The sequence below is a fragment of the Streptomyces sp. DSM 110735 genome, assembly GCF_016482685.1.
GTDB lineage: Bacteria > Actinomycetota > Actinomycetes > Streptomycetales > Streptomycetaceae > Streptomyces.
In genome coordinates, this window is sequence record NZ_JACYHF010000018.1 from 44,118 (window position 1) to 60,861 (window position 16,744).

Here is a 16,744-nt window from a genome sequence, read left to right on the forward strand (position 1 = left end):
GGACGCACACATTCCGTAAGCGATTTGTCCGTATCGTGGGCACTTCCCACGACCCCGCCCGGAAACCGCCCAGACTGGTGGAGTTTTTTATCCACTTGTCGGACTACCGGACTGGACGAGCCCCGCCCCATGCCCAGCACCACCACGCGGCAGCCGCCGCAGCAATCGCCGCAGCGGCGGGAACAGGGCGCCCCCCTCGCCTCCGGTCTCAAGCAGCGCCACCTGTCCATGATCGCCCTGGGCGGCGTGATCGGCGCGGGTCTCTTCGTCGGTTCCGGCGCGGGGATCGCCGCCGCGGGACCCTCCATCGTCGTCGCGTACACCCTCTCCGGTCTCCTCGTGCTGCTGGTGATGCGGATGCTGGGCGAGCTGTCGGCGGCGTACCCGTCCTCGGGCTCCTTCTCCGCGCACGCCGAGCGGGCGATCGGACCGTGGGCGGGGTTCACGGTCGGCTGGTCGTTCTGGATCATGCAGTGCACGGTCGTCGGTCTGGAGGGCATCGGCGCCGGGAGGATCGTCAGCGGCTGGCTGCCCGGCACCCCGCAGTGGGCGTGGGTCGCGCTGTTCATGGTGGTGTTCTGCGGCGCGAACCTGGCGGCGGTGAAGAACTTCGGCGAGTTCGAGTTCTGGTTCGCCGCGCTGAAGGTCGGCGCGATCGTGCTGTTCCTGGTGCTCGGCGTCCTCGCCATCGCGGGCGTCCTGCCCGGCACCCACTCCCCCGGCACCTCCCACCTCTCCCACTTCCTGCCCAACGGCGCCCACGGTCTGGTCCTCGGTCTGCTCGCGTCGGTGTTCGCGTACGGCGGTCTGGAGACGGTGACCATCGCCGCCGCCGAGTCGGAGGACCCGGTGCGGGGCGTGGCCAGCGCCGTGCGTACGACGATGTGGCGGATCGCGCTGTTCTACATCGGCTCGATGGCCGTCGTCGTCACCCTCGTGCCCTGGAACTCCCCGGAGGTCGTGGCGCGCGGACCGTACGTCGCCGCGCTCGACAGCCTCGGCATCCCCGGCGCGGGCCGCGTCATGGACGTGGTGGTCCTCGCCGCGCTGCTCTCCGCGATGAACGCCAACATCTACGGCTCCTCGCGCATGCTGCACTCGCTGGTCGGCCGGGGTCTCGGACCGAAGGCGCTGGCGAAGGTGACCGGCGGGGTGCCCCGGATCGCGGTCCTGGTCTCCTCGGTGTTCGGCTTCGCGTGCGTGCTGCTCAGCTACTGGCGCCCGGACGACGTGTTCATGTGGCTGCTGAACATGATCGGCGCGGTGATCCTGGTCGTCTGGATCTTCGTCGGCGTCTCCCAGTTGATCCTGCGCCGCCGCGCCGAGCGCGCCGGTGCCGAGCGCCCCGCCGTGCTGATGTGGGCGTTCCCGTGGCTGACCTGGGTCGCACTGCTCGGCATGGTCGTGATCCTGGTGCTGATGGCCCGGCAGCCCGACACCCGGACCCAGCTCTGGTCCACGGGCGGTCTGACGCTGGCCCTGGCGGCGGGCGGCTACGCCTGGCAGCGGGCGCGCGCCAGGCGCTGACCACCCTCCACGAAGGCCCCCACGCGCGACACGTGGGGGCCTTTGTCGTGCCCTGCGTTGCCCACCGGATGCTTCTTGTTGCTAGCGTGTAGTTGCAAGCCTTTTGCAATAAGCCTCGGAGGGGACCTGTCCATGCCCGTCTACTCGCTGCCGGAACTGCCCTACGACTACGCCGCGCTCGCCCCCGTGATCAGCCCCGAGATCATCGAGCTGCACCACGACAAGCACCACGCGGCGTATGTGAAGGGCGCCAACGACACCCTGGAGCAGCTCGCCGAGGCGCGGGACAAGGACGCCTGGGGCGCGGTCAACGGTCTGGAGAAGAACCTCGCCTTCCACCTCTCCGGGCACATCCTGCACAGCGTCTACTGGCAGAACATGACCGGTCCGAAGGAGGGCGGCGGCGAGCCGCTGGCCCAGGACGGCGTGGGCGAGCTGGCGGACGCGATCACGGAGTCGTTCGGCTCCTTCGCGGCTTTCAAGACCCAGTTGACCAAGGCGTCGGCCACCACCCAGGGCTCCGGCTGGGGCGTCCTCGCGTACGAGCCGCTGAGCGGGCGGCTGATCGTGGAGCAGGTCTACGACCACCAGGGCAACGTCGGCCAGGGCTCGACCCCGATCCTGGTCTTCGACGCCTGGGAGCACGCCTTCTACCTCCAGTACAAGAACCAGAAGGTCGACTTCATCGAGGCGATGTGGCAGGTCGTGAACTGGCAGGACGTGGCGCGGCGGTACGCGGCGGCCAAGGAGCGGGCGGACGTGCTGCTGCTGGCTCCCTGAGCGACGCGAGGACCCCTGAGGTCCGCTGAACGTCCCGCCTCGTGATCGTCTTCTCACCCTTCACGGCGGCGGGCGGAGAAAAGGCAGGGCCCCCGCGAAGTCATGCCCGCGGGGGCCCTGCCGTACCTACAGGCGTGCTTACAGGTTGCTGAAGTCCGGACCCTGCGTCCGGGTGCGCTTCAGCTCGTAGAAGCCGGGGACCGAGGCGACCGCGAGGGTGCCGTCCCACAGGCGCGCCGCCTCCTCGCCCTGGGGGGCGGGGGTGACGACCGGACCGAAGAAGGCGATCTGCTCGCCGTCGGGACCGGGGACCGCGATGACCGGGGTGCCGACCTCCTGGCCGACCTTCTCGATGCCCTCCTTGTGGGAGGCGCGCAGCTCGGCGTCGAACTCGAAGTCGGTCTGGTCGAAGTAGTCGATCAGGTCGGCGGGCAGCCCGACCTCGTCGAGCGCGGCCACGACCGCCTCGCGGCTCGGACCCTCGCCCTCGTTGTGGATGCGGGTGCCGAGCGCGGTGTACAGCGGGCCGAGCACGTCGGCGCCGTGCTTCTGCCAGGCGGCGGTGACCACCCGGACCGGCTGCCACGCCTTGGTGGCGAGCATCTCCCGGTACTCCTCGGGCAGCTCGTCGATGCGGTCCTCGTTGAGGACGGCGAGGCTCATGATGTGCCAGCGGACCTCGATGTCGCGGACCTTCTCCACCTCCAGCACCCAGCGGGAGGTCATCCAGGCCCAGGGGCACAGCGGGTCGAACCAGAAGTCCACCGGGGTCTTGCCCGACGTGGTCGCGGTCTCGGACATGTCTCTCCTAGCGAAACGGTCTTTACCGGCGGCAACATCGCCTCCGCCCGCGCCATTCCCCGATGCCGCGCCTCGGGGGCGCATGGCAGGATCGTGCCGTTCGGTGCCTGTTTTTCCGCGACCACAAGGGAGTGCCGCCCGTGCCCGGTGAGAATCTGTCCCGCGACGAGGCCCGCGAGCGGGCCGCCCTGCTGTCCGTCGACGGGTACGACGTGTCGCTCGACCTGCGTTCCGCCGTGGGCGGCGCCGAGGACACCGGCGGGCCGCGCACGTTCCGCTCGGTGACGACGATCCGCTTCGACTGCGCCGAGCCGGGCGCGTCGACCTTCGCGGACCTGATCGCGCCGTCGGTGAACGCCGTGACGCTCAACGGCCGTGACCTGGACCCTGCCGAGGTCTTCGACGGCTCCCGGGTGCTGCTGAGCGACCTCGCCGCCGAGAACGAGCTGACCGTGGACGCGCAGTGCGCCTACTCCCGCACCGGCGAGGGCATGCACCGCTTCGTGGACCCCGAGGACGGCGAGGTCTACCTCTACACGCAGTACGAACCGGCCGACGCCCGGCGGGTGTTCGCGAACTTCGAGCAGCCAGACCTGAAGGCGCCCTACCGCTTCGAGGTGCGCGCCCCCGAGGGCTGGCGGGTGTGGAGCAACGGCGCCGGTGAACTCGTGGACGGCGTCTGGAAGTTCGCGGAGACCAAGCCGATCTCGACGTACATCACCTGTGTGGTGGCGGGCCCGTACCACTACGTGACCGACTCCTACGAGCGCGTGCTTGAGGACGGGACCAAGCTGGAGATCCCGCTCGGCGCGATGTGCCGCAAGGGTCTCGCGCCCTACTTCGACGCCGACGACGTCTTCCTCATCACCAAGCAGGGTCTGGACTTCTTCCACGAGAACTTCGACTACCCCTACCCCTTCGGGAAGTACGACCAGGCGTTCGTGCCGGAGTACAACCTCGGGGCGATGGAGAACCCGGGTCTGGTGACCTTCCGCGAGGAGTACATCTTCCGCGGCAAGGTGACGCAGACGTCGTACGAGGCGCGGGCGAACGTCATCCTGCACGAGATGGCGCACATGTGGTTCGGCGACCTGGTCACCATGGTGTGGTGGGACGACCTGTGGCTGAAGGAGTCCTTCGCGGACTTCATGGGCACGTTCGCGAACGTGGGCGCGACCCGGTTCAAGGACGCCTGGACGACCTTCGCCAACCGCCGCAAGGCGTGGGCGTACCGCGCGGACCAGCTCCCCTCCACGCACCCCATCACCGCCGACATCCGCGACCTCCAGGACGCCAAGCTCAACTTCGACGGCATCACCTACGCCAAGGGCGCCTCGGTGCTCAAGCAGTTGGTGGCGTACGTCGGGCAGGACGCCTTCCTGGAGGGCGCGCGCCGCTACTTCAAGCGCAACGCGTACGGCAACACCCGCCTGGGCGACCTGCTTTCGGTGCTGGCGGAGACCAGCGGGCGGGACATGACGGCGTGGGCGGCGTCGTGGCTGCAGACCGCCGGGGTCAACTCCCTGACCCCGCAGGTGCTGTTGGATGACGAGGGGCGGGTGGCGGAGCTGGCGGTGGTGCAGGAGGCGCCGGAGTCGCATCCGGAACTGCGCCCGCACCGGGTGCGGGTGGGGCTGTACCGGCGCAACGCCGAGGGCGCCCTTGAGCGTTACGCGAGCGTGGAGACGGATGTCGAGGGTCCGCGCACCGTCGTCGCCGAACTGGCGGGCGCCGAGGCTCCGGAGCTGGTGCTGGTCAACGACGACGACCTGACCTACTGCAAGGTCCGCTTCGACGAGACCTCCCTCGCCACCCTGCGCGAGCACCTGGGCACCCTGTCCGACCCCCTCGCCCGCGCGCTCGCCTGGTCCGCGCTGTGGAACATGACCCGGGACGCGCTGCTGCCCGCGCGGGACTTCCTGGAGCTGGTGCTGCGGTTCGCGGGTCGGGAGTCCGACATCGGCGTGCTCCAGATGCTGCACGCGTGGGCGGGCACCGCCCTGGAGCGGTACGCGGCGCCCGAGTGGCGGGAGACCGGCGCCGACCTGCTGGCGCGGGGCGCGCTTGAGGAGCTGCGGGCGGCGGAGCCGGGCGGTGAACACCAGCTCGCCTGGGCCCGGTTCTTCGCCTCGGTCGCCGCCGCGCCCGCCGATCTGGCGCTGCTGAAGGCGCTGCTCGACGGCACCGAGACCGTCGAGGGTCTGGACGTGGACCAGGAGCTGCGCTGGGCGTTCCTGGAGCCGCTGGCGGCGCACGGGGTGGCCGACGAGGAGCTGCTGGTCGCCGAGCTGTCCCGGGACGACACCGCCTCCGGCAAGCGGCACCAGGTCCGCTGCCTGGCCGCCCGCCCCTCGGCGGCGGTCAAGGCGCAGGCGTGGGCGCAGGTCGTGGAGTCCGACCGGCTGTCGAACGCGCTGGTCGGGGCGACGATCGCGGGCTTCTCGCAGCCCTCGCAGCGGCAGCTCACCGCGCCGTACGCGCAGAAGTACTTCGCGGTGATCGACCGGATCTGGCGGGAGCGGTCCATCCAGATCGGCATGGACATCGTGAGCGGTCTCTTCCCGGCGTACCAGGACCGTCAGGAGACGCTGGACGCGACGGACGCGTGGCTCGCCGAGCACGCGGACGCGGCTCCGGCGCTGCGCCGCCTGGTGCTGGAGGCGCGGGACGACCTGGCCCGCGCGCTGCGTGCCCAGGCGTGCGACGCGAAGGCCGAGGGACACTGATCTTTGGCCTGAACTTGCCCGTTCGGTGACCGTTACCGAATCCGGGCACGCGCACCCGTAACCCCTGGTCCTCCCCCGAACGGACCAGGGGTTTTCGCTGCCTACTCGGCATCCGAACACCCGTCCTTTAGTACCGTGTTGTCCGCATTCCTCGACGAGCGTGTAACACGGGTTACAGGCGGGACGGGGGTCGGGCATTCCGTTGGACATGACGCACAACACCCCGCTCTCCCCCCGCCCCCTCCGCCACCTCTCCGAGGTCCACCGCCGTGTGCTCTCCGCCGCCCAACTGCGTTCGCACGGCGTGACGACAGCGGAGCTGAACGACCGCTGCCGGGACGGGGGACCCTGGCGGCTGCTGCTGCCGAACGTCGTGCTGCTCCACGCCGGGAACCCGACCAGCGAGGAGCGGCTGCACGGCGCCCTGCTCTACGCCTCGCGCGAGTCGACCCCGGGCGTCCCCGCCCAGCCGACGGCGGACGGCCCGCACCGCTCGCCCTACGCGGAGGCGATGATCACGGGTCTGGCCGCGCTGGCGCTGTACGGCTTCGCCACCGCGCCGCCGCTCGCTTCCCTGGACCGGGTGGACGTCCTGGTCCCGAGGCTGCGGCGGCTGCGCTCGACGGGGTACGTCCGGGTGCGGCGCACGGCGGAACTGCCCGCCGCGCACGCGGTCTCCGGGCTGCCGGTGGCGCCGGTGCGGCGCGCGCTGGCCGACGCGGTGGCCCGGCTGACGGACGCGGACACGGTACGGCGGCTGCTGACCGAGGCGGTGCGCGAGGGGCACTGCGAACCGGCGGCGCTGGTGCGGGAGTTGAACCAGGCACGGCTGCTGTCGCGGTCGCATGTGGTGGACGCGGTGGAGTCGCTGGTGGCGGAGGGGCGGGCGGCGGCGGAGGACCGGCTGTACCGGCTGGTGGGCGAGCACGGGCTGCCGGACCCGGTGTGGAACGTGGATCTGCGGCTGCCCGGCGGTCCCCATCTGGGCGGGGTGGACGCGTACTGGCCCGAGCAGGCGGTGGCGATGGAGCTGGACACCCGGGCGCCGCACCAGGACGAGGACGAGCGGTGGGCGGAGTACGCGCGCAAGCGGGAGCACCTGGAGCGGCTCGGGATCACGGTCGTGCACCTCACCCCGCGGGGACTGCGGGAGTCGGCGGAGCAGCAGGCGGCGGTGGTCCGTACCGCCCTGATGGCGGCGGGCGACCGCGATCCGGCCGCGTACGTCGTGGTGCTCCCCCGCTAGTGACGGGCGGGGCAGGGCGGGGCACCGCGGGCGGGAGGGTTCGCCGGGGGTCCGGCGGACCCTCCCCGTACCCGGTCAGGGCTTCTTCAGCAGCAGTTCGGTGTTGCGGTCGGTGCTCTTCCCGGCGAGGGTCGTGTGGGCGCCGGGGGCGTTGAAGGACAGCTCGCGGTAGAGGGCGGCGAGTCCGGTCCGGGAGAGGTCGGCGAAGTCGGTGCGGTGCGGCGCCGCTGCTTCCACGAGGGTGGTGAACAGCGAGAGCGTGCCGTCGCCGTTGTCCGTCAGCTCGATGATCCGGGCGAGGTGGGGGTGGTCGATGTGGGAGGCGGTGGAGATCTCCCAGAAGGAGCCGCCGTGCGGGGCAGGGTGCGGGGTGACGACGTTCTTGTGGACGTGCCCGTTGACCCAGGCGAGGACGTGGGGGTGGGCGCCGAGCACCGAGACCAGTTCGGCGCCGTCGTGGCGGCGTTCGCCGGGGTGGGCGGGGTCGGGGCGGGTGTTGGTCATGCTGGTGCTGGTGTGGTGGCTGAAGACGATCACGTGGTCGTCCGTGTGCTCGGTGAGCGTGCGCTTGAGCCAGGTGAGCTGGGCGGTGCCGATGGAGCCCTCGTAGAAGCCGCCGGGGTCGGTGGTGTCGAGGCTGATGCCGAGCACGCCCTCGGCGATGCGGAACGCGTAGTACTGGGTGCCCGCGTCGAGGTTGGCGGCGGTGTAGCCGTGTCCCGCCGGACCGTGGCCCTGGTGGGCGGGGTCGAGGTGGGCTGTGACGTACTCGGCCGGGGTGTAGGGGGCGCGCCGCTCGTCGGGGGTGACCGTGCGCATGGCGTGGGTGTGTGCCTTGAGGAAGTCGCGGTAGCCGGTGCCCTTGGGGTCCTGGGCGCCCTTGAAGGCGGACTGGAACTTCTTTGCCTCGGCGCGGGTGGCGATCATCAGCTTGCGCCCGCCGACGGCCGCGTCCACCAGGTAGGAGTCGGCGTGGGAGCCGTAGCAGCCGGTGGGCAGGAAGTCGTGGTTGCCGACGGTGGAGTACCAGGGCATCGCGAGTCCGGGGCTGCGGACCTCGCGAATCGCGGCGGCCAGGAAGCCGGGCAGGTGCGGGAAGCCGAGCGCCTTGTCGCCGTCGCGGACGGTGGAGCCGGGCTGCCAGTAGAGCCCGATCCCGGAGTTCTGCACGCCCTCGTAGTGCCGGGGGTCGCCGGAGTTCGGGGTGATGCGACCGCCGCTCATCACCTTCATGAACCAGTCGAGTTCGGTGTGCGAGTTGTTGTCGGTGTTGTCGCCGGTGGTCATGACGAAGCCGAACGGAGTGCCGGTGACGGGACCCGCGCGCAGCGCGTTGACCCGCTCGACCAGGGAGACGGCACCGGGCACGGTCAGCGCCTCCTGCGGGCGCCAGGCGTGCGGGTCGGACGCGCGCAGGAACTCCAGGCGCAGCGGGTGCTGCACGTCGGTCAGGTGCAGATCGGTGAACTGCACGAACGCGGCGAGTGCCGTACGGCGGTCCGCGCGCCCGGACGTGGCGGCGGCCAGCTCGGTGCGCACCACCCGGGACCAGCCGGGTCCGTCGCCGAGACGGCGGTAGCCGGAGCCGCTGCCGCTGCCTCGCGGGGTGGCGACGGAGTCGAGGGTGGTGCCCTGGGTGTACGGGGCGACGGGCGTGGGCGAGGGCGTGGGCGTCGTCGTCGCGGTGGGGGTGGACGTGGGGGCGGGGAGGGCGGTGGCGGCTTCGCTCTCGGTGGGGCGCAGGGCGTAGCCGAGGCCGGCGGAGAGCGTGACGGCTCCGGCGGCGGCGAGGAGGGAACGGCGGTGGAGGCCCTGTGCGGGGCGGGCGGCAGAGCGTGTGCGCGACATGCGCGGTCTCCCCGAATGCGTCGGCGGTCGTCGCGGACCGCCGCCGGGGCGAACGGTGCGCTCGTTCCGGATGCTTGGCATCGGGGGTGAAACGGGGGTGAACGCCGTGGCAACACCGGCCGCCGATCGCCCTACGCCGGGTGTCACCGTGTCGGCGCTGGTCACGCGGCTTTCGGCGGGGCGCCGGGGGCGAGTCACCCGGTGTTCACCGCGAGGGGAAGGCGCCGCCCTGCCGGGGCTCGGCGGCGGGATCGAGCACCCGGCCGGAGCTACTCGACCGCCTCCGTTTCCCGGCTGCCCGACCCCGTCGCCAGATGCCCCGCAGGGGGTCGCTCGCGCCACAGTCGCAGCGCCGCGTCGATGAGGGGGACCCGGGTCAGGGCGGGGACGGCGGTGAGGTCGTGCCAGGCGGCGAGGTCGGTGGAGCCGTTCACCTCGTTGCGGAGTTCGCCGCCGGTGACGCGCCCGGCGTAGACGAGCCGCAGCGCGTGGTGGTCGGTGGCGCGGCCGAGGAGACGGCGGCCGGGCAGGGTCAGCCGGAGGGAGTCCGTGCCGAGGAAGGCGGTCACCTCGATGCGGTAGCCGGTCTCCTCGGTGACCTCGCGGCGCACGGTGTCGTACGGGTCCTCGCCGAACTCCATGCCGCCGCCGGGCAGCACCCACTCGGGGGTACCGTCCGGGGCGGGTGAGCGGGCGAGCAGGAGCTGTCCGTCCCGGACGCACACGGCGTAGGCCGCCACCCTCAACTTCCGTCGCATGAAGGGACGTTAGCGCGGCGGCTCCGGGTTGGCCGGGGAATACCCGGGCGCGCTCCAGCGCAGCGGCACGGCTGCCGGGGTGGTGAGCGCCTCGGTGACGGTGAAGCGGACGGTGCGCTCGCCGTCCGTGCCGAACTCGGTGCGCGCCTCGCCGGTGAGCTGGAGCGTGGCGCCGGTCGCCCAGTCCAGGAAGAGCAGCCCGGCGCGCGGGTCGGCGCGGAGGTTGCCGAGGGTGAGGAACATGGCGTTGCCCGGGTAGTCCCGCCAGCTCAGCTCGCTCGGCGAATCCACCCGTACGAAGCCCGGGTTGCCGCCCCGGTGGCTGGCGTCGGCGCCGCCGGGGTGGACGGTGGCGAGGAAGAAGGTGTCGGCGGCGGTCACGAACTCGACCGCTTCCGGGTCGAGTTGACCACGTCGTACGGAGACCTCGTGTGCGCGCCGCTCGACCCGCTCGTACGTCTCCCTGCGCTGGATGTACTTGGGGCAGTTGGAGAACACCTGGTCCGCCGTCACCGCGAACCCCCGTGCCGTGGGCCGGAGTCGGCCGTTCAGGCGCATCCGGCGGCGGGTGCGCGGGTCGAGGGCGACGGTGCCGACGGCGGTGCCGGGGGTGGCGAGAGCCTCCGCGAGCGGGTCGCCCGGGGGCAGACCCGGGGCGACGGACATCTGGCGGGGACCGGTGGCGCGGACGAAGCCGGGCTCGCCGGAGAGCGCGGAGGTCCACACCCGTCCCGTGCCGGGGTCGGCGGCGCCCACGATCAGCAGGGGCTGGAGACCGAGAAAGGCGGCGGCGACGGGCTTGATGTCCTGACCGAGGGAGCGGCCGACGTGGTCGGCGCGCTCGCGTTCGCCCGCCCGGTCCTGCACGGCGCGCGAGCCCGCGTGGTACACGCTGTGGGCGCCCATGGCTAGAAGAAACCGCAGGCCGGAGCGGAGTCGTCCGGTGCGGGGGCGTCCTCGGCGCCCTTCTCGGCGTAGATCTCCAGGCGGGTGCCGTCGGGGTCGTGGAAGAAGATCCCGCCCGAGGCGGCGCCCTCCCGGTGGGCGGTCACCGACGCCTGGGCGAACTCGGCTCCCGCCGCCCTGAGCGCCGACTCGTACTCCCGGACCCGGTCCATCGACTCCGCCGCGAAGGCGAGGTGGTGCAGCCCGGCGCGCCCGCTGTCGTACGGTCCGTCCGCCTGCTGCCAGAGGGTGAGGACGGGAGCCTCTCCCTCGCCTCCCCCGCCGGAGCCGAGGAACGCGTACCGCCGTCCGTCGCGCTCGCTCTCGGCGAGCGGTACGAGACCGAGCGTGTCCCGGTAGAAGGCGAGCGAGCGGTCGAGGTCGGTGACGTTCAGCCCGGTGTGACCGGTGCGCAGAGTCATGACTGTCCCTTTCATGTCTAACCTTCTTCACCCACGTTAGAAGGTTAGATTCGCCCGCGTCAACCGGTCACCTACGCTTGAGTGGTTAGTGAGAAGAGGAGTCCCCATGCCCGCGACGCCCGACCCCCGCCCGCTCACCGGTGAGCCGCTCGCGCTCGACCTGCTCAACAGCCGGTGGAACAACGACGGCGCCCCCCGGGACCTGCTCGACGGCACGGACGGGCTCGCGGTGTGGCTCGCGTCCAACGGGCTCGCGCGGGCGTACCCGGCCAACGAGCGCACGCTGCGGCATCTGCGCGAGGCGCGCGAGGCGCTGGCGGTCGCGGTGGACGGTCCGCCGGAGCAGGGCGCGCCGCTCGTGGACGCGCTGCTCGCGCACGGGCGCGTCCGCGTCCGGCTGACCGCCGAAGGACCGGGCGAGGAGGCGGAGTTCACGGACCCGTCCTGGGGACCTGCCTGGCTGGCAGCCCGGAACTATCTGCACCTGATCGCCCGCGCCCCCGACCGCATCCGGGTCTGCGCGCACGAGAGCTGCGTGCTGCGCTTCTTCGACACCTCCCGCAACGGCACCCGGCGCTGGTGCTCCATGGCGGTGTGCGGCAACCGCGCGAAGGCGCACCGGCATTACGCCCGCACCAAGGAGAACTGAGCACCCCGGAAAGGGAGTCGGCGGAAGGGGAGCCGCCGGAAAGGGAGTCGGTCGCATTCCGTGGGTGACGCGACCCTAATCGCTCCGTTCCATCGCGGGTTTTCCCCATACATCGATATCGATTCGGTCAACGAACCCCAAAATCCGGTCCCTTGGGAAAGGCTGTGCGCTCGTCCGGCACAGGACTCCTCACTCACAAGGGATGCCGATGACCCACACCCCCGAGCGCGATCCGATACCCGGTCCGAGACGGCTGGCCCGTACGGCCTTCACCGTGGGCGTGGTCGCCGCGCTCTGCGCCGCCGGGCCCCTGCCGCTCGCCCTCGCCGCCGACGCGCCGTCCGCCCCGGCCACCGCGAACGAGCCCAAGTCCGCGCACGACAAGCTCGGTTCGGACGACGCGGCACTGCTCGCCGACGCCCGTGCCGAGGGCGTCAAGAACGTCACGATGATGATCGCGACCGCGCCGGGGCAGACCGAGCGGGTCGCGGACGAGCTGGACGCGGTCAGCGGCGGCACGGTGGGCCGCACCTACGACAAGGTCGGCTACGTCCGCGCCACCGTCCCCACCGCCAGGGCGACCTCGGCCATCGCCGCCGCCGCCAAGCTCTCCTCGGTGCAGGCGATCGACCTGCGCCGGGAGATCCCGCTGGACGACCCGGCGCCGGGCGCGGACACCGCCAAGGGCGCCAAGTCCGGTCGTACGGCCACCACTTACCCGGCGCCGAACGGCAAGACACCGGCGAAGAACCCGTACAACCCGTCCTTCGAGACCGGCGCCGTCGACTTCGTCAAGGAGCACCCCAAGGCGGACGGCCGGGGTGTCACCATCGGCATCCTCGACTCCGGCGTGGACCTCGGCCACCCGGCGCTGCAGAAGACCACCACCGGCGAGCGCAAGATCGTCGACTGGGTCACCGCGACCGACCCGGTGAGCGACGGCGACGGCACCTGGCGGCGGATGACCGCGTCCGTCTCGGGACCCTCCTTCTCGGTCACCCCCTCCGGCGGCAGCGCCGAGACCTTCAAGGCGCCCGAGGGCTCCTACAAGTTCAACTACCTGTACGAGTCCGCCACCACCGGCGGCGACATGCAGGGCGACCTCAACCGCGACGGCGACACCACCGACGCCTGGGGCGTGCTCTACGACCCGGCCACCGGCACCGTCCGCGTCGACACCGACGACGACCAGGACTTCAGCGACAACCCGCCGATGAAGCCGTACAAGGACGGCTACCAGATCGGGTACTTCGGCACCGACGACCCGACAACGGATGTCGTCGAGCGCATCCCGTTCGTGGTCGAGATCCGCAAGGACGTGGTCTACAACTCCTCGGGCGCGACTGCCGATTACGTCAACATCGGCGTGATCCAGTCCGAGCACGGCACCCATGTCGCGGGCATCACCGCCGCCAACGGGCTGTTCGGCGGGAAGATGAACGGCGCCGCCCCCGGCGCGAAGATCGTCTCCTCGCGCGCCTGCACCTGGTCCGGCGGCTGCACCAACATCGCGCTCACCGAGGGCATGATCGACCTGGTGACCAAGCGGGGCGTGGACATCGTCAACATGTCCATCGGCGGTCTGCCCGCGCTGAACGACGGCGCCAACGCGCGCGCCGCGCTCTACACCCGGCTCATCGACGACTACGGCGTCCAGTTGGTCATCTCGGCGGGCAACTCGGGTCCCGGCGCCAACACCATCGGCGACCCCGGTCTCGCGGACAAGGTGATCTCGGTCGGCGCGGCCATCTCCAAGGAGACCTGGGCGGCGAACTACGGCTCGGCGGTGACGACCCCGTACGCCCTGATGCCGTTCTCCTCGCGCGGTCCGCGTGAGGACGGCGGCTTCACGCCGACCCTGACCGCGCCCGGCGCCGCGATCAACACCACCCAGACTTGGCTGCCCGGCTCCCCGGTCGCCGAGGCGGGCTACACCCTGCCCGCCGGGTACTCGATGCTCCAGGGCACCTCGATGGCCTCCCCGCAGGCAGCGGGCGCGAGCGCGCTGCTGCTCAGCGCCGCCAAGGAGAAGCACGTCACGCTCACCCCGGCCGTGCTGCGCACCGCGCTCACCTCGACCGCGCACCACATCAAGGGCGCGCAGGCGTACGAGGAGGGCGCGGGTCTGATCGACGTCGTGGACGCCTGGGACTCCATCCGCGACGGCGCTGCCGCGCACGAGTACACGGTCAAGGCGCCTGTCGACACCGCGCTCGACGACGCCCTGAAGACCCCCGGCTTCGGCACCGGTCTCTACGACCGCGAGGGCGGTCTGAAGAGCGGCCAGCGCAAGACGTACGACGTCACGGTCACCCGTACCTCAGGACCGGACCGCGCCCTCTGGCACGCGCTGCGCTTCGTCAACGACCCGGAGCACACCTTCCGCGTCCTCGGCAGCCCGCTGGTGCGGCTCCCGCTGAACCAGCCGGTCACCGTCAAGGTGCAGGCGTCCCCGAGGTCGGCCGGGCTCAAGAGCGCGATCCTCGAAGTGGACGACCCGTTCACCGAGGGCGTCGACAAGCAGATCCTCAGCACGGTCGTGGTGGCGAGCCCGGTGGACTCCACCCGCTCCCTCACCGGCTCGGTGCAGCGCAACAGCACCCGCTCCTACTTCCTGACCGTCCCCCAGGGCGCCAAGGCGCTGGAGGTCGCGATCGGCGGTCTGAAGGCGGGCAGCCAGACCCGGTTCATCGCGATCCACCCGTACGGCACTCCGGTGGACAACACCAGCACGCCGTACTGCTACAACAACTACCTCGACGGCAACGGCTGCAAGCCCGACGTGCGCTCCTACGCCGACCCGCAGCCCGGCGTCTGGGAGGTCGAGGTCGAAGCCCGGCGCACCTCGCCGCTGCTCGACAACCCCTACAAGCTGGACGTCTCCGTCCTCGGCGCGGTCTTCGACCCGGAGACCGTGACGGTGCCCGAGGCGAAGGCGGGCGTCCCCGCCGCCGCCTCCTGGAAGGTCACCAACACGTACGCCGCCCTGGACGGCAAGCTCGTCGGCGGTCCCCTGGGCTCCTCCGAGTCCTCCCGCCCCTCGCTCAAGGAGGGCGAGACCCGGACCACCACCGTGACGGTCCCGGAGGGCGCCGAGTCCCTGGACGTGGCCATCGGCAACGTCTCCGACCAGTCCGCCGACCTGGACCTGACCGTCTACGACGCGAACGGCAAGCAGGTCGCCCAGTCCGCCGACGGCGACTCGGAGGAGGCGGTCTCGCTGCCGTCCCCCGCCGCCGGGACGTACACGATCAAGGTCGTCGGCTACGCGGTGCCCTCGGGCACGACCGAGTACGACTACCGGGACGTGTTCTTCTCCCCGACCCTCGGCACCGTGACGGTCCCGGACGCCCCGGTCAAGCTGGCCACCGGCGCCTCGGCGACCGTCACCGGACAGGTCACGGCCAACGCCGAGCCGCCGGCCGGGCGCGAGTTCTTCGGCCGGGTCCGGCTGGTGAACGCGCACGGCACGGTCGCGGGCAGCGGCAGCGTGAAGATCGGCTCGGTCACGCCGTAACGGGGTGACGTGGGACGACGTGAGCGGAGGGGCGGGCACTTCTTCGGTGCCCGCCCCTTCGGCGCGCTCAGGCGTCGTGTGCTCAGCCTCCGCGTGCTCAGCCCTCCGCGTGCTCAGCCTCCGCCCGGGCACGGCAGGTGGCGTGCCCCCGGCAGCGCCCCGGTCACCCAGGCGCGACCCCACGCCAGGTCGTCCCGGGAGCCGTCCTTCTCGGGGGGCGGGTCGCCCGCGCGGAAGGTCTGCGGGTCCTCGGCGGAGCGGGGGAGCACGACGAGCACGCGGACGCCGGTGCGGTAGTAGCGGGGGGCGGCGGTGTCGTGGACGGTGAAGGTCAGCTCGGGGTGGTCGATCCGCGACGGCTTGTAGGAGCGGTCCACCTTCAGTACGACCGTGAACACCCCCTGGGACCCCGCCTGTTCGACCCGCTCGACCGTGCCCTCGGCGACGGTTCCGGCGCAGGCGATCACCCCCTCCGGAGTGAGCTTGGCGCCCGAGGCGGCGGAGTCCGCGCTCGCACCGCCGCCGGCGTTGTGAGACCCCAGCCAGGAGACCCCGACGCCGAACAGACCGACGGCGGCGGAGGCGGCGAGCGCGAGGAGGGCGGTGCGCAGGCGTCGGCGGGCGCGGGGCGGAGTGGTCTTCACGACCACCGCGTCCGGCGCCTCCTCCCCGGTCAGCGCCTCCGCGATCCGGGTCAGCTCCCGGCGCAGTACGGCGACGTCCGCCTCGGCCGCGCGGTGCTCGCGCCGGAAGCGGGGGTCCCGGAGGGACTCCTCGGACGGCTCCTCGCCGGTGATCGCCGCCATCAGCGCGTCCAAGCCGCCGTGCGCCCCCGTGCCCGCGTCGTTCTCGTGTCCGGCGGTCATGTCACACCACCTCGTCCTCGTGCAGTTGGGCGCGCAGGGCCCGTACCGCCGTGTGCAGCCTGCTCTTGACCGTGCCCTCGGGGACGCCGAGCTGGTCGGCGATCGAGCGCACCGGCAGGTCGGCGTAGAAGCGCAGCACGAGGACCTGGCGCTGGGCGTCCGGCAGCTCGTCCAGCCCCTGGGCGACGGCGAGGGAGAGCAGGCTGGTCTCCTCGCCGGAGGGAAGCTGTTCGGGTCCGCGCAGGGCGACCAGGCGCTCCCCCAGGCGTTCCTGGCGGCGCTTGGCGCGATGCCAGTCCATGGCGAGGTTGGAGGCGACGACCGCCGCCCACGCCGAGACGTCCCGGGGCGCCTCCTGCCCGTTCGCGGCCCGCTCCAGGAGCCGCAGCCGTACCTGCTGCACCCCGTCCGGCAGGTCCGACTGCGGCACCCCGCCGAGCGCGAGCACCGCCCGCACCCGGCGTTCCTGGGCCGCGTCCAGCGGGTCGTCCCCGGCGCCCTCCGCACCGGCGTACGCCCCCTGGCCGCGGCGCGCTCTTCCGCGCAGCACCGGCCACCCCCTCTCGCGTCGCCCCTACGACGCGGGAGGGACCGGAAACGTTCGCCCGCGCCCGTGGCGGCGTACGTCACAGGTCCGAGGCGTACGTCACACCGCCGTG

General features: G+C 72.0%; 13 protein-coding genes. 6 read left to right on the forward strand and 7 right to left on the reverse strand.

Annotated features, from left to right (window positions below; genetic code table 11):
- The first annotated feature begins 129 nt into the window (after positions 1-129).
- Entirely contained in the window at positions 130-1,527 is a 1,398-nt protein-coding gene (locus tag IF655_RS23975; protein WP_199587171.1) for an amino acid permease, read from the forward strand.
- Between the two features lie 132 nt (positions 1,528-1,659).
- Entirely contained in the window at positions 1,660-2,307 is a 648-nt protein-coding gene (locus IF655_RS23980) for a superoxide dismutase (RefSeq protein ID WP_199587172.1), read from the forward strand.
- Positions 2,308-2,445: 138 nt separating this feature from the next.
- Here IF655_RS23980 and IF655_RS23985 read toward each other — a convergent pair whose 3' ends face one another.
- Positions 2,446-3,108 (reverse strand): DsbA family protein, encoded by a 663-nt coding sequence (locus IF655_RS23985; RefSeq protein WP_199587173.1) that lies wholly within the window; start codon positions 3,106-3,108, stop codon positions 2,446-2,448.
- Between the two features lie 140 nt (positions 3,109-3,248).
- Between IF655_RS23985 and pepN the strand changes: the two genes are divergently transcribed.
- Both pepN and IF655_RS23995 read left to right on the forward strand, forming a co-directional pair.
- Entirely contained in the window at positions 3,249-5,834 is a 2,586-nt protein-coding gene (gene pepN / locus IF655_RS23990; RefSeq protein ID WP_199587174.1) for an aminopeptidase N, read from the forward strand.
- Positions 5,835-6,042: 208 nt separating this feature from the next.
- A complete protein-coding gene (locus IF655_RS23995) occupies positions 6,043-7,080 on the forward strand; it encodes a hypothetical protein (RefSeq protein ID WP_199587175.1) in 1,038 nt (345 codons plus the stop codon).
- A 75-nt stretch (positions 7,081-7,155) separates the two neighbouring features.
- On the opposite strand, the gene IF655_RS24000 is transcribed toward IF655_RS23995, so the two are convergent.
- The 4 genes from IF655_RS24000 to IF655_RS24015 all read right to left on the reverse strand — a co-directional run bounded on the left by IF655_RS24000 (position 7,156) and on the right by IF655_RS24015 (position 11,053).
- Entirely contained in the window at positions 7,156-8,928 is a 1,773-nt protein-coding gene (locus IF655_RS24000; protein ID WP_199587176.1) for a TIGR03767 family metallophosphoesterase, read from the reverse strand.
- 269 nt (positions 8,929-9,197) lie between these two features.
- Positions 9,198-9,686, reverse strand: a complete 489-nt coding sequence (locus IF655_RS24005; RefSeq protein ID WP_206776350.1) for an NUDIX hydrolase — start codon at positions 9,684-9,686, stop codon at positions 9,198-9,200.
- A 9-nt stretch (positions 9,687-9,695) separates the two neighbouring features.
- Positions 9,696-10,592 (reverse strand): pyridoxamine 5'-phosphate oxidase family protein, encoded by an 897-nt coding sequence (locus tag IF655_RS24010; RefSeq protein WP_199587177.1) that lies wholly within the window; start codon positions 10,590-10,592, stop codon positions 9,696-9,698.
- 2 nt (positions 10,593-10,594) lie between these two features.
- Positions 10,595-11,053 carry a VOC family protein gene (locus tag IF655_RS24015; RefSeq protein WP_199587178.1) on the reverse strand — a complete coding sequence of 153 codons (459 nt, stop codon included), beginning with the start codon at positions 11,051-11,053 and terminating at the stop codon, positions 10,595-10,597.
- Positions 11,054-11,159: 106 nt separating this feature from the next.
- On the opposite strand from IF655_RS24015, the gene IF655_RS24020 reads away from it, so the two are divergent.
- Complete coding sequence (locus IF655_RS24020; protein WP_199587179.1) at positions 11,160-11,702, forward strand: CGNR zinc finger domain-containing protein; 543 nt, start codon at positions 11,160-11,162, stop codon at positions 11,700-11,702.
- A 208-nt stretch (positions 11,703-11,910) separates the two neighbouring features.
- Positions 11,911-15,219 carry a S8 family serine peptidase gene (locus tag IF655_RS24025; RefSeq protein WP_199587180.1) on the forward strand — a complete coding sequence of 1,103 codons (3,309 nt, stop codon included), beginning with the start codon at positions 11,911-11,913 and terminating at the stop codon, positions 15,217-15,219.
- A 113-nt stretch (positions 15,220-15,332) separates the two neighbouring features.
- Here IF655_RS24025 and IF655_RS24030 read toward each other — a convergent pair whose 3' ends face one another.
- Together IF655_RS24030 and IF655_RS24035 are read right to left on the reverse strand one after the other, a co-directional pair.
- Entirely contained in the window at positions 15,333-16,085 is a 753-nt protein-coding gene (locus IF655_RS24030; RefSeq protein ID WP_199587181.1) for a hypothetical protein, read from the reverse strand.
- A gap of 1 nt (position 16,086) precedes the next feature.
- A complete protein-coding gene (locus tag IF655_RS24035) occupies positions 16,087-16,635 on the reverse strand; it encodes a sigma-70 family RNA polymerase sigma factor (protein WP_199587182.1) in 549 nt (182 codons plus the stop codon).
- Between the last annotated feature and the right edge of the window lie 109 nt (positions 16,636-16,744).